Annotated in this window: 9 protein-coding genes; 1 reads left to right on the top strand and 8 read right to left on the bottom strand. The window is 72.8% G+C overall.

The features are described from left to right. The 6 genes from ACFFR3_RS19265 to ACFFR3_RS19290 all read right to left on the bottom strand — a co-directional run bounded on the left by ACFFR3_RS19265 (position 1) and on the right by ACFFR3_RS19290 (position 10,528). Positions 1-1,230: a beta propeller repeat protein gene (locus ACFFR3_RS19265; protein ID WP_379483561.1), complete on the bottom strand. Its 1,230-nt coding sequence runs from the start codon at positions 1,228-1,230 to the stop codon at positions 1-3. A 10-nt stretch (positions 1,231-1,240) separates the two neighbouring features. Continuing rightward, positions 1,241-2,473 carry a S8/S53 family peptidase gene (locus tag ACFFR3_RS19270; protein ID WP_379483562.1) on the bottom strand — a complete coding sequence of 411 codons (1,233 nt, stop codon included), beginning with the start codon at positions 2,471-2,473 and terminating at the stop codon, positions 1,241-1,243. Between the two features lie 14 nt (positions 2,474-2,487). Continuing rightward, positions 2,488-4,902 carry a hypothetical protein gene (locus tag ACFFR3_RS19275; RefSeq protein WP_379483563.1) on the bottom strand — a complete coding sequence of 805 codons (2,415 nt, stop codon included), beginning with the start codon at positions 4,900-4,902 and terminating at the stop codon, positions 2,488-2,490. Positions 4,903-5,217: 315 nt separating this feature from the next. Next, complete coding sequence (locus tag ACFFR3_RS19280; RefSeq protein WP_379483564.1) at positions 5,218-8,145, bottom strand: ATP-binding protein; 2,928 nt, start codon at positions 8,143-8,145, stop codon at positions 5,218-5,220. 365 nt (positions 8,146-8,510) lie between these two features. Further along, positions 8,511-9,308 carry an alpha/beta fold hydrolase gene (locus tag ACFFR3_RS19285; protein ID WP_379483565.1) on the bottom strand — a complete coding sequence of 266 codons (798 nt, stop codon included), beginning with the start codon at positions 9,306-9,308 and terminating at the stop codon, positions 8,511-8,513. A gap of 47 nt (positions 9,309-9,355) precedes the next feature. After that, a complete protein-coding gene (locus ACFFR3_RS19290) occupies positions 9,356-10,528 on the bottom strand; it encodes an MFS transporter (protein ID WP_345408601.1) in 1,173 nt (390 codons plus the stop codon). A gap of 192 nt (positions 10,529-10,720) precedes the next feature. Here ACFFR3_RS19290 and ACFFR3_RS19295 point away from each other — a divergent pair, with 192 nt between their 5' ends. Beyond that, positions 10,721-11,287 carry a TetR/AcrR family transcriptional regulator gene (locus ACFFR3_RS19295; protein ID WP_364385346.1) on the top strand — a complete coding sequence of 189 codons (567 nt, stop codon included), beginning with the start codon at positions 10,721-10,723 and terminating at the stop codon, positions 11,285-11,287. On the opposite strand, the gene ACFFR3_RS19300 is transcribed toward ACFFR3_RS19295, so the two are convergent. Both ACFFR3_RS19300 and ACFFR3_RS19305 read right to left on the bottom strand, forming a co-directional pair. Then, complete coding sequence (locus tag ACFFR3_RS19300) at positions 11,209-11,502, bottom strand: aldehyde dehydrogenase family protein (RefSeq protein ID WP_364385388.1); 294 nt, start codon at positions 11,500-11,502, stop codon at positions 11,209-11,211. The two genes, ACFFR3_RS19295 and ACFFR3_RS19300, sit on opposite strands and share 79 nt — an antisense overlap. Before the next feature lie 286 nt (positions 11,503-11,788). Beyond that, positions 11,789-12,196: a helix-turn-helix domain-containing protein gene (locus ACFFR3_RS19305; RefSeq protein WP_364385343.1), complete on the bottom strand. Its 408-nt coding sequence runs from the start codon at positions 12,194-12,196 to the stop codon at positions 11,789-11,791. Positions 12,197-12,329 lie beyond the last annotated feature (133 nt).

The following is a 12,329-nucleotide window of genomic DNA, read 5'->3' on the forward strand; positions in this document are numbered from 1 at the left end:
TCACTTTCTCCCGCAGCTCAGGTGGGCGATCAGGCGGCGCGGCAGCAGCTGCGGGTAGCCGATGTCGGAGGGTTCGGTGCGGGTGGAGGTGCCGGTCACCCACACGTCGTCGGGGCCGCTGCCGTCCACGTCGTGGAAGATGAAGCCGAACGCCTCCGGCTGCTCGCCCTGGGGCTTGGCCTCCTGCCAGGAGGCGCCGTCCCAGTGCTGCACGTGGAAGACGCCCATGCTGCTGTCGTTGGTGAGGGCCCACAGCTGGCCGGGGGCGGGGGCGTACAGCTTGAAGATGTCGCCGCCGTAGGGGCCGGGCTGGGGTGCGGGGACGGTGGTCCAGCTCTGGCCGTCCCAGTGGAGCAGGAGCGGCCTCGGGCTGCTCTGGCTGCCGGAGATGCCGGCGACCCAGACGTCGTCGGGGCCGGAGGCGTCGAGCGCGTACAGCATTCCTTCCGCGCCGGGGTCGGGCAGCGCGACGTCGGCCCAGGCCGTCCCGTCGTGGCGCAGGACCATCGGCTGGTACGCGCCCGTCTGCTCGTTCTTCTGGAAGCCGGCGGCCCAGACGCCGCCGCCCGGCACCGCCTTCACCGACGTCAGGGCGGCGGCGGCGCGGCGGGCGGCGGGGTGGTCGACGCTCGTCCATTCCGTGCCGTCCCAGCGCTGGATGAGCGCGCCGCCGGCCGGTCCGTCGACGCGGCCCACCGCCCACGCCTGGGAGGATTTCACCGTGGCGACGTCCGACAGCCAGGCCGGTCCGGCCTCCGGGCTCTGCGACGCGCCCGCCGGGGTGAGCGTCCAGCGGTCGCGGTCGAGGCGGGCCAGCACGCCCGTCCCGTCCGGCTGGAAGGAACCGTGCAGGCTGACCAGCGACCAGCCGCCGCCGGCGGTGAACGAGCCGGCGCCCACCTGGAAGAGGTTCCCGGTACGCGCGGGCACCGGGATCTGGGGGCCGTTCTCGACCAGCTCGCGGCCGTTCCAGCGCAGCGACCTGGCGCCCTCCTCGAGTTGTTCGGAGAAGCGCACGTCGTCACGCGAGATCACGTCGACGTCGACGACGCCCTCACCGGCGGGCGCGTCGAGCATCGTCCAGGTCGGTACGCAGTCCGTCCGGGCTGCGGCGGGAGCCTGGGTGGCGGAGGTGGCGGCGGTGCTCAGCAGGGCGGTCAGGCCGGCCGCGACGGTGGCCCTGACGGTGGCAGTGCGCAGCCGCCTGCGGGGGGATCGTGGTGTTCGCATCAGGGTCCTCCTAGAAGGCGCCGGTGCCGTTGGGGGTGCCCATGCCGCTGGGCCCGTCGTAGCCGCGCGCCGCGGTGCAGATCTTGCCGCCGCCGCAGGCGCCGTTGCTTCCGGCGGTGATGTCGTTCAGGTACTGGGCGGAGGCGTAGAGCCGCCGGCCCGCCGGGGTGGATGAGTCGGTGCCGGCCAGGCCGTACACGCCGGCGATGAACGCCGCCGCGACGGGGGTGCCGGCGGCGGTGCCCCAGCCGCCCAGGCTGGTGCTGTAGACCTGGACCGGGGTGTCGGCGGAGCCCACCGCCGCGACGTCGGCCACGGTGCGCCGGCTGCCGCACGCTCCGGCGGGCTGCCAGGCCGGGCGCGTCCCGTACATCGAGCAGCCGGAGGCGGTGTCGCGCCAGACGGACTCGTTCCAGCCGCGCGTGGTGGCGGAGTCCCGGTAGAGCTGGGTGCCGCCGACGGCGATCACCGATGGGTAGGCGGCGGGCAGGATCTGGCGGCCGCCGTTGTTGAAGCCCTGGCCGGAGGGGGCGACGACGGTGGTGGGCGCGTGGTCGAAGTGGGCGGCCAGGGCGTTCTGGCCGTCGTACTCGGCCACGCCCCACATGGGCACGACCGCGGTGGCGCCCTGCGCGGCGGCCTGGTCGACGGCCGCCGCCATGCTGTCCAGGGAGGGGTCGTCGGCCTGCACCAGCAGGAGCTTGCAGTTCGGGCAGGCCGCCGCGGCGAGCTGCAGCCCGACGCTGCTGTGCACCGCCCAGGCGGGGCTCGGGGCGGGCGGTGTGTCGCCGCCGCGCTGGTTGATCTTCTTGAAGCACGGGAAGTCGGCGTCGCACGGGGGCATGCCGTTCGCCTTGCGGTACTCGGCCAGCTCGTCCCCGGCCGCGGGGTTGTCGTACGGGGTGACGACGGCCACGCTCTGGCCGCCGCCCAGCCAGTCCGCGGGCAGCCGGTAGGCCTCCTGCAGGTCGCCGGCGGTCAGGGGGCCGCGGCCGGCGGTGACGCGCGGCAGCGGCTGGTCGCCGCCTCCCGTGCCGGCGCGCAGGAGGCACGTCGCCGGCCCGGTGTCCTTGGCGTCGCGGGGGCAGGCCGCGCTCGTGGCGGGCGGCGCGGCGGTGGCCCCGGCGGAGGTGGCCGCCGCGGAGGTGGCCGCCGCGGACGTGGTGAGGAGGGTCAGCGGGGCGATCGTGGTGAGCAGCATCGCCGCCACGCCCCCGAGCGTCGTCCATCGATGGGTGCGCATGTCAGGTCTCCCGGTCAGCCGGCGAGCCGGTAGGCACGGATGTTGGTCTGGGTGACGGTGCTGCCGTCACCGGCCCGCGCCTTGACCCGCAGTGACACCCAGCGGACCGGCTCGGAGTACTCCGGATGCGTGATCGGCGCGGTGAACGTGCCGTCGTGCCTGGCGGTGGCGGTCTTCGGAGCCGACCAGGTCTGGCCGTCGTCGTACGACACCTCGACCGTGGCCCGCACGCCGGTGGGCCTGGCCTGGTGCTCCTGGTGCGAGACCCGGAACGCGACGTCGAACCGCCGCCCGGCCCTGGCCCGGGAGTCGAGGTCGAGCGACAGGTCCCAGTGCACGAACAGCAGCGGCAGGAAGGAGCATGGGCGCGTGGTGTCGGCGCACTGCACGGTACGGGGCAGCCTGGCGGCGGCGTCCCGCGGGCCGCTGCGGAAGGTCCACTCGGTACGGCTCGGCGACTGGGCATTGCCCTGGGCGGCGAAGTCCCACACCAGGCGGTAGTCGGCCGGGCGCGGCGCCAGCGGCAGCGACAGCGGCATGGGCCGGTAGGGCCGGGAGCCGCCGGCGCCCAGGTCGAAGGCGAGCTTGCCGTCGCGGTAGAACGTGGTCCGCGAGGCGGCGTACGCCTCCGACGTCGAGTGCAGCGGCGCCGAGTCGGCGAACCCGTTCAGGTAGACCGAGCCCAGCGAGCCCTGCCGGCACGCCAGGCACACCTGCAGCAGGGGTTCGTCCACCTTGCTGCTCGGGCCGCCGATGCCGAGCAGGGTCTCCTGCACGTAGGTGGCGGCCGCCGACGGCGTCCGGGGGCCGAGGTTCCACACTTCCCTGATCTCCTGGCCGGGGCGCAGCTTGCGGCGCTCGCCGAGGATGACCTCGTTGGTGTCGGCGGCCATGACGTGCTGCCAGTACGTCTCGCCTGGCCTGGTGCTGTAGACGTAGTCGACGCGGTCACCGGCGGCCGGCAGGTAGCCGTGGTTCACGTCGGACCACCCCCACGGCAGGAACACGAAGGACCCCCTGGTCACCGGTCCTGGCGAGGCGGCGTCGGAGGCGGTGTTGTAGAGCGTGGAGCGCACCGTGGCCAGCTCCGACTTCCTGACGACCGGCGTCAGTCTGCGCGGGACGGCGTCGCCGTAGGCGAACACCAGCTTGTACGTCGCGCCCATCTCGGGCCCCGAGTCGGCGTTCTCGGCCAGCAGCGTGAAGCCCGTGAACTTGAAGTCGCCCTTCTTGACGCGCCTGGTCGGGGTGACGTAGAGGTCGGGGTTGCCGGTGACCGGGTCGGAGTAGGTCTTCCAGATGAAGCCCGCGAGCAGTCCTGAGGGGCCGATGCCCGTCTCGTCCCCCGCGGCGCTGGTGCGGACGAACGACAGGGATTCGGAGCGGATCAGCGGCGCCCGCGGCGGCGAGGCCAGCTCCGGCCGGTAGCGGACCGCCTTCCTGGCGTCCAGCACCACGCTGGTGTCGGCGCCGACCCGCACCTCGGGCTCGATCACCAGGGCCGTCTCCGACGTGAGGTCGGTGGCCGGGGCGGTGAGCACGCTGGCCATGATGCTGTAGGTGCCTTCCGGCACCATGAACGACTTCTTGCCCTCACCCGGGTAGGCGAAGGCGAAGGTGGCCAGGGCTCCGTCGCTGACGTTCTGGACGGCTCCGATCATCGTGCCGGGTGTGCCGTCCCTGGCGATGGAGTCGACGGTCAGCATGTAGTAGCTCAGCTCCCCGCCGTCCTTCTTGGCGGTGGGCTGGTCGGCGGGTTTGTCGGTGGCCAGCGGCGAGGGCGGCGGCTCGGGGGCGCCGTCGGGGACGGCCAGCTCGATCCGCTCGATGCCGGGCAGGGTGCCGACGGCGTCGCCCTTCGCGGCGCGCCAGGTCTCGGCCAGCAGCCTGCCGAGCGCGGGGGCTTCCTTCTTGGTCACCGTCGCGGTGGCCGCGCTGCCGGCGGCGGCGGTGACGCTGGTGCCGGGCAGGGCTTCGGCCTGGGCACGACCGGCCCGTACGGTGACCGGGAGGGTGGCGCTGCGCTCGTCGTCCAGCTTGGCCCGCACGAGGTAGCCGACGTTGAACAGGCGCAGGTCGATGGTCTTGCCGAGGTAGGGCACCGCTTCTGACGGCACGACGTAGGTGTCGCCGCCGAGGGTGAACTGGGAGAACGTGCCTCCGGCCGGGCCGCCGCCGGGGAGCCTGCTGACCTGCTGGCGGCCGCGCTCGTCGATGTCGACCTGGAAGCGGTCACCGGTCAGCAGGGTCACCGTCGAGGTGCTCGCCTCAGGCGCTGCGGTGGCGGGTCCGGTGGCGGGTCCGGTGGTGTGGGGGGTGGGGTCCAGTGGCGGGGCGGCCGCGGCGGGTGCGGCTCCCGCCGTCAGCGCCAGCGCCAGGCCGGCCGTGACCAGGAGGCGTGCGGAGCCTAACCGGTGGTGGATTGTCATCTCTGTCCCGCTTTCTGACCGCGCCTGTACGGCAGGCGCACGACGTGCTGGTTCACAGCGGCTCGTGTGCGCCGTCGGGCGCCGGCTCGCTCAGGAGGCCTTCATCAGCAACGGCCTCCGGCTCGACGTCGGGTTGGGCGTCGGGCACTGGGTCCGGCACTGCGACCGGTACTGGGTCCGGCACTGCGACCGGTACTGCGGCCGGCACTGGGTCCGGCTCGACGTCCAGTTGATCATTAGACATGAAGATCATGATCAGGCGGACCTGCCGACGTCGCGAGTCGGGAAATCACCCAATTAATGGGGAAAAGCGATCTATGTCGGTGTCTCGTCCAGCAGTCCGTCGGCGGCGGCCGTGGTCACCAGGGCGGTGCGCGTGGCGACCGACAGCTTGCGCATGGCCGCGCTGAGGTGGCGCTCCACCGTACGCGGCGACAGGTTCAGGCTCTCCGCGATGCGCTTGTTGGTCCATCCCAGCGCCACCAGACGGACGATCTCCACCTCACGCGGCGACAGGCGGTCGCCGTACCCCTTGCGCCCGCCGCGCCACGGCCTGGCCACCTCGACCCCTTGCTCGCGCAGCAGGTGAGCGACCCGGTCGGCGTCCCAGCGCGCGCCCAGCGCGGCCAGCTCCCGCTGGCTCTCCTCCAGCACCGTCAGCGCCCGCTCGCGCTCGCCCGCGTCGAGCAGGCGACGGCCCCGGCGCTCGGCGGCGAGCAGCGCATCGTAGGGGCGGGGCAGCGCCGCCCACATCGCCGCGGCCCGCCCGAACAGGCCCGCCGCCTCCCCCGGGTCGGCGGCGACCATGGCCTGGCAGGTCACGACCGCCGCGGCGGCGGCCGGAGCGTCACGTCCCGCCATCCCGGCGGCGAAGTCCGCCGCCAGACCGGACCGCTCCTGCGTCCGCCCGACGGCAAGCAGCGCGTCCAGGTGGACCGGCAGCAGCTCCGTGGCCCACAGCCACACGTCCTTGCGGGCGATCATCTCCAGCATCGGTTCGGTGATCTCCACGGCGGCCTCCGGCTCGCCGCGCGCGAGCAGGATCCTGGCCAGCGCCACGTCGGGGAAGATGAACGGGTCCGCGTGCCCGCGCGCCAGGCTGGCGGCGAGGACCTCGCGCAGCCGCTGCTCGGCCCGCTGCGGCACACCGCGCGCCAGGTCGAGGCAGCCGAGGATCATGCGGGCCTCCAGGCGGGTCGCCTCGTCGGCCGTCTCCGAGCCGGCCAGCTCGGCCGCCACGTCGTCCAGGCCGTCCCAGTGCCCGGCGTGCCAGGCCAGGTGCGCCCGCGCCAGCCTCAGCACGTCCTCGATCCGGCGGTAGCCCGCCCGTTCCACCAGCGCCGCGGAGGAGTCCAGGTAGGCGTGTGCGTCGTCGTGCCGGCCCCATAACGTACAGAACTGACCGGCCATCAGCCGCCCCCGGGCGATCTCCTGGCGCTCCAGGCGGCTGTCCCCGTCGGCGGGAAGGGCGCGCGCCACGCGCCAGCCGTCCTCCTCGCCGAGGCAGAGCAGCGCCGCGGCCTGGTGGGACAGGAACGCGGCCCGCTCGACCGGCCGGCTGACCAGCGGGAAGAGCCGCTCCGCCCGGCCGGCCCACTCCAGGTGGCGGGCTCGCGGCCAGGCGCGGATCATCGGGTTGGCCAGCAGGAGCATGGCCTGGACGGCGAGGTCGGGCCGGTCCGCCAGATCCGGCATGGCGGCCTCCAGGCCGGCCATCGCGGCCTCGAACTCGCCGAGGTGGAAGCGGAGCCGCCCCAGCCTCAGCCCCAGCTCTCCCCTGGCCTCGGCCGGCAGCCCGGGATGCGCGAGCGTCTCCTCCAGCGCGGCGCGCACCCGCTCCCCCAGCCCCAGCAGCGGCTCGGCGGTGACGGAGACGGCCGCGCCGAGCCGCCTGGCCAGGCGGACCAGGCGCTCCACCGGGTGGTCCGCGGCGGTCAGCAGGTCCAGCATCATCGCGACCGTCGTGTGGCCGTCGCCCGCCTCCATGGCCAGCTCGGAGGCCGCCTCGGCGTAGCGGCACCACTCCTCGACGTCGCCGGACTCGCGGAAGTGGCGGCACAGCCGTACGACGGGAGGGTGCTCGCCCTCGCGCAGGGCCAGGGCCGCGCGGTGGTGCAGCCGGCGGCGCGACGGGATCGGGGTCGCCTCGGCGACCGCGCGCGAGGCCAGAACGTGGTTGAAGCAGAACGCGCCACGGCCGGACTCGCGCAGCAGGCCGGAGGCCAGCGCGACGGCCAGGCCGTCCTGGACGGCGGCCTCGTCGAGGTCCGCTACCGCCGCGATGAGCGCCTCGCCGGCGGGCGCCTCCAGTACGGCGGCGGCCTCCAGCACGGCGCGGGTGGCCGGGTCGAGCCGGGTCACGCGTTCCAGGACGGAGTCGCGCACCGTGGGCGGCACGCGCAGTTCCTCGGTGATACGGCGGCGCCAGCCGGTCTCGGACCGGAAGATGTCGCGCCGGGCGCGCAGCAGGCGTACGGTCTCCTCCAGCGCGAGCGGGATGCCGCCGGTGTGCTCGTGCAGGAAGGCCGCGAAGCGATCGGACACGTCGGCGGTCGCGAACATCGACTTCACCAGGGCGCCGGTCTGGGGCACGTCCAGCGGCTCCAGCGCGATGCGTTCCCAGGACATGTTCCTGGGCGGGCGTGAGGTCAGGCGCAGCAGCGGCGAGCCCTCGCCGACCTCGAGCGGCCGGTAGGTGACCACGATCGAGCGCGCGGCGCCACGCGAGGTGGTGAGGGTCAGCAGCCAGTCGAGGGTGGCCGTGTCCGCCCAGTGCGCGTCCTCGACCACCAGCACGTCCACGCCGAGCGCGTCGATCAGCTCGCCGAGCGCGCGGAAGAGCCGGTGGCGGGTCTCCTGCGGATCGGGCAGCGCCTCCAGCGCCGGCGGCAGCCACGCCGCCCACTCGGGGAACAGGGTGCGCAGCGCACCGGCGAGGGGGCTCAGCGCCAGCTCGCCCAAGCGGTCGTCGAAGACCCGCAGCCCGTCCACCACCGCGCCGAGCGGGAACGGCTCCCGCAGGGGCGGGCAGGCGGCCATCAGCACGGTACGGCCGCGTAAGGCGGGATCGGCCAGGCACTCGTCCAGCAGGCGGGACTTGCCGATGCCGGCCTCGCCCTCGACGAGCACGAGGGCATCCTGTGACACCGCGGCGACCATCGCGGCCATGGCGTCGTCGCGGCCGATGAGCGCCGGCGGGAGCGCGTCCGAGGGCGACCTGCGCCGAACGTGAATTTCGTTCATCCCTTATAGGTGTATATATCACGTCCGAACCCACAAGGGGGGGCCGCGAACAGCCCATCAACGACGTCGCACGGAGCGACGCGCGCTCCGTGCAGGACGACGCGCCGGTCCTGTGATCGAGGACAACGCTCCACGGACCACGTCGCTTCGGGTGGGGCAGTTGGCGGGTGGACCGTGTCGCCTTCTTACGCAAGCGAGTAGGTGACGTCTGCCGGCGCCTGCCGGCCGCCGACGGCCCGCTGCGCTCGAAGGGCCGGACCCGCCATACGGTTCCAGGGCGGATGGGGAACGGCCTGTTCGTGGATCACGCCGCTATCGGTACGGCGCTACCGGGACGAGGCCCGCCGGCCTGCCGGCGGGCCTGCTCAAGGAGCGAGGCCGGCCAGGAGCTTCGCCGTGTCCTCCGGCGACTCCACGGGGAAATGGTGGCTGCCCAGATCGACGAGCACGATGTCGAGCCGGTCGCCGTAGCGGTCGATCGCCTCCTGCGTGATGAGGTCGCGGATCGCGAACACGGTGATCGGCTGCCTCGTCTCACGCAGCGCCGCGTCCATGTCCCAGCGCACCAGGCCTTCGATGGAACGCAGTCCGGCGGGCTGACGCACGGCTGCCATCTTCTCGAAGTAGGCGTCTTTGAGAGCCGGGTCGGTCCCGGCCGGCGAGCCTCCCTCCACCAGGCCCCGTACCCCCGCGGCGAAATCCTCCCTGAACACGCGCAGTATCGCCTCGGCCTGTTCCTCGCTTATCGCCGGGAACAGGGACAGATAGTGCAAGGCGTCGAGGGCGACCACGTGCGAGACCCTGTCGGGCAGCAGCCGACCCACCTCGACGGCGACCGCCCCGCCGAGGGAATGCCCGGCCACGACCACCTTGTCCACCGACTCGGCCTCCAGCACCGCGGCGACGTCACGGGCGAACTCCTCGATCGTCCAGACCTCCCTCGCCGACCGCGACTCGCCGTGCTCGGCGAGGTCAATCGCCAGCACGCGGTGGCCGTCGGGCAGATGGCCGGTCACCGCGTCGAAGTCGCGGCGGTCGCACGCCCAGCCGTGGATGAGAGCCAGAGCCGGTCCTTGCTCCGGGCCGCTGGCCGTGTAGCGGATCGTCGTGCCGCCGGGTCGCCGGACCTCCCGGTTGCGCCTGATCCTGCGGGTAGTTGTCATGATTCGTCCTCACTTCCGAGAATTGTCGGGATGCCTTCGCCGGGGCCTCAGTCGCAGGGGGCCGTGGCTATACGGCACTGGAGCCGTAGCTGGTTGAGTCGCAGAACGAAGGCGGAGAAGGTGATCAGCGCGATCGCCAGCGCGTAGATCACGGTGGCCGACCTCAATCCCAGGGCGGTGACGGCGATGCCGCCGAGCACGGCGGGCACGCTATTGCCCAAATAGTTGATGATGTTTGCCAGGGCGAAGACCGCGCCGCGCTCGTGTGGCCTGGCGATCCTGGCGAAAGTGCCGAACGTGGCCAGCACCGACGCGCCGAAACCGATGCCGGCGACGACAGTGCCGGCCGCGGCGAGCCAGGCGAGATTGCCCGCCACCCCGGCGAGCGAGATCAAAGTGCCGACCCCGAGCAGCGCAGCGGCGGGGGCCAGCAGCGAGGAGGCCGGGCGGGAGCGGAGCAGGGCCACCGCGAACGCTCCGGTGCCCGCCAGCAACGTCACGACGACACCGCCGATGAGATGGCTGCGCAGCCCCAGCAGTTCCACAGCGACCGACGGGCCGAGGGAGAGGTACATGCCGGCCAGCGCCCAGGTGGCGATCATCGCCGGCACCAGCGGGACGATGTCCGCGCGCAGGTGTGCGGGCATCGCCACCCGCGGGCGAAGGGAGGCCAGCGCTCCCGGCCGGCGCAGCGACGTCTCCGGCAGGAGGGCGACGATGACCGCCGCCAGCGCCATGCCTGCGAGCAGCAGCGCGTAGACCAGCCGGGTCGGTGCCGGACCGAACTCCACCAGCACACCACTGCCGACGGCGCCCAGAGCCAGCCCGGTCAAAGGCGCCACCGACGTGACCACGCCCGCTCGGACGCGAGCCTGCCGCGGTTCGAGATCGACCAGGGTGGCGCTCAGCGCGGTCGTCGCCGCCCCGGTCGCGACGCCCTGCAGCACCCGGGCTGCCGACAGCACCAACACGTCCTTCGCTACCAGGAACAACACCAGCGCGACCGCCTCCAGCCCGATCGCCGCGGCGAGCACCGGCCGACGGCCGAGATGATCCGACAGCGCTCCCACGACGAGCAACGAGGCGAGCAGGCCGAACACGTAGAGAGCGAAGACCACGGTCAGCACCCATGCCGTGAACCGCCACTGCTGCTGGTAGATCACATAGATCGGCGACGGCGCGCTGGAAGCGGCCAGGAAGAGCACCAGGATGGCGGCCACGGACGAGAAGGCACCCCTCCACGGCCGGCGGTGCGGACCAACGACGGGCGGTGCGGCGCCGGAGGACACGGCACCGGAACTGTCAACAGACATGACTTCCTCGCAGCGATCGTTGCGTTAGTGGCTGCGAACGTACCACAAAAGCAGTGATGACTGCGAATTAAAAGCAGCGATCGATGCAATAATGGCGGCATGCCAGCTCAGAGCTCCCCGCCGCGCACGGACGGTCGGCCCGGAGGCCGCTCGGCCCGGGTCCGGGCAGCCGTCCACCAGGCGGTCAAGGACCTACTCACCGACGAGGCCGGCGATGCGATGACGATCCCCGTCATCGCCGCGCGCGCGGGCGTGCACGCAACAACCGTCTATCGCCGCTGGGGCTCCGTCGCCGAGTTGCTCGCCGACGTCGCGACCAGCCGCTTCTCCGGCGATATCGTGGTCCCCGACACCGGAAGCCTCCGCGAGGACCTGGAACGCTATGCCTACGACCTCGCCAAGGACCTCAGCGACCCGGACACTCTCGCGCTGGTACGCGCCATCGTCGGCACGGGCGGGGAAGGCGCCGGCGTATGCCGCATGGAGCGCCAGCGACAGCTCGAAGCCATCATCGAACGGGAACAGGCGCGGGGCAACCAGGTTCCGACCGTCGAACGCGCCATAGAGGCCCTGCTCGCCCCCCTCTACTATCGGGCCGTCTTCACCGACCAGGCCCTTTCCCCCGAATGGGCGCGTACCCTCGTGTCACACCTGCTGCCGGAATAACCCCCCATGTCGGCGATCTGGGGGAGGTTCCGGCCGCGGCGGTCGGGGCCGACGCTGGACCAGCACGGGTCGGTGAACGCCCGCCGCGCTGCCTGGAGGGCCGCGTCGACGTCCTCGGCGGTGCCGCGCTGGATGCTCGCGAGTTCCGCCTCGGTGGTCGGGCCGACGTTCGTCGATGTCTCGTCGGAAGATCCGGGCCCGCGCCGGCCGCCGATTCACATGAGGCGGTGACCCGGGCGGACGAACTCGGGGACGGCGCGCCGGGCCCCGTGGGCGATCGACGGGGTGGCGGGCTGAGCGTTCGTGGTCATGGCACCGGCTCCTTCCTTTGGGGGCGCCGGGCGAGGCCGCCCAGCGGTCATCACCTTCCTCCGGCCCGCGCCACGCCCGCATCGGTGATGATCGCCTATGCGCGGGAACGGCCGACCCGGCCTGGCAGCACGCGGTCGCGGCGCTTGAGATCGGCTCTGTCGAATCCAAGGAGGCCGCAGTAGACGGCCGTCACGCTGGTCGCCGGCCTGCTCCTGACCGCGTCGGCGGCGTACGCGCAGCACGACCCCGGCCGCAAGCGGGACACCGGCTCGGGGGCTCGTCCGCGGGGGCGGTGGGTTCGCTGTCCTTCAGAGAGGCGGCGTTGGCGGCCAGCCAGTCGGATCGCCAGCCGGCCGGATCCTCCCCGCACGCCTGGACGAACGCCTCCGTCACCGCCCACGACGGCAGCTGATCCCCCGACGCCGCCTTGGACAGGGTGCCGGGCGCGTAGCCGGCCTTGTCGGCCAGCCGCCGGATGGTGAACCCCCGCCCGGCCCGCAGCTCGCGTAATCGCAGAGCGAAGCGCCCGGCTTCGGTGGAGCCGTCGAGTGGCTGCTGCCGTCGGCCGCCGTCCCTCCGTGCCGATGCCGCGGGCATCTCCGATCCTCCTCGAGCGGCGGCCAAGCAAATCCACCCTGTACGAAACACCACCAAGGACCAGATTTGTAGTGGATTGCGATGTTCATTCTGGCGTCACCGACGATCCGGAACGCATTCATCGATGATCGAT

This window comes from Nonomuraea salmonea (genome assembly GCF_042428605.1).
GTDB classification, from domain to species: Bacteria; Actinomycetota; Actinomycetes; order Streptosporangiales; family Streptosporangiaceae; genus Nonomuraea; species Nonomuraea salmonea.

What these genes read in the sequence shown, in the direction of transcription:
- ACFFR3_RS19295 (WP_364385346.1), top strand. Translation starts at nt 10,721, where the DNA reads ATGCCAGCTCAGAGCTCCCCGCCGCGCACGGACGGTCGGCCCGGAGGC.
- ACFFR3_RS19270 (WP_379483562.1), bottom strand. Translation starts at nt 2,473, where the DNA reads ATGCGCACCCATCGATGGACGACGCTCGGGGGCGTGGCGGCGATGCTG.
- ACFFR3_RS19280 (WP_379483564.1), bottom strand. Translation starts at nt 8,145, where the DNA reads ATGAACGAAATTCACGTTCGGCGCAGGTCGCCCTCGGACGCGCTCCCG.
- ACFFR3_RS19285 (WP_379483565.1), bottom strand. Translation starts at nt 9,308, where the DNA reads ATGACAACTACCCGCAGGATCAGGCGCAACCGGGAGGTCCGGCGACCC.
- ACFFR3_RS19305 (WP_364385343.1), bottom strand. Translation starts at nt 12,196, where the DNA reads ATGCCCGCGGCATCGGCACGGAGGGACGGCGGCCGACGGCAGCAGCCA.
- ACFFR3_RS19275 (WP_379483563.1), bottom strand. Translation starts at nt 4,902, where the DNA reads ATGACAATCCACCACCGGTTAGGCTCCGCACGCCTCCTGGTCACGGCC.
- ACFFR3_RS19265 (WP_379483561.1), bottom strand. Translation starts at nt 1,230, where the DNA reads ATGCGAACACCACGATCCCCCCGCAGGCGGCTGCGCACTGCCACCGTC.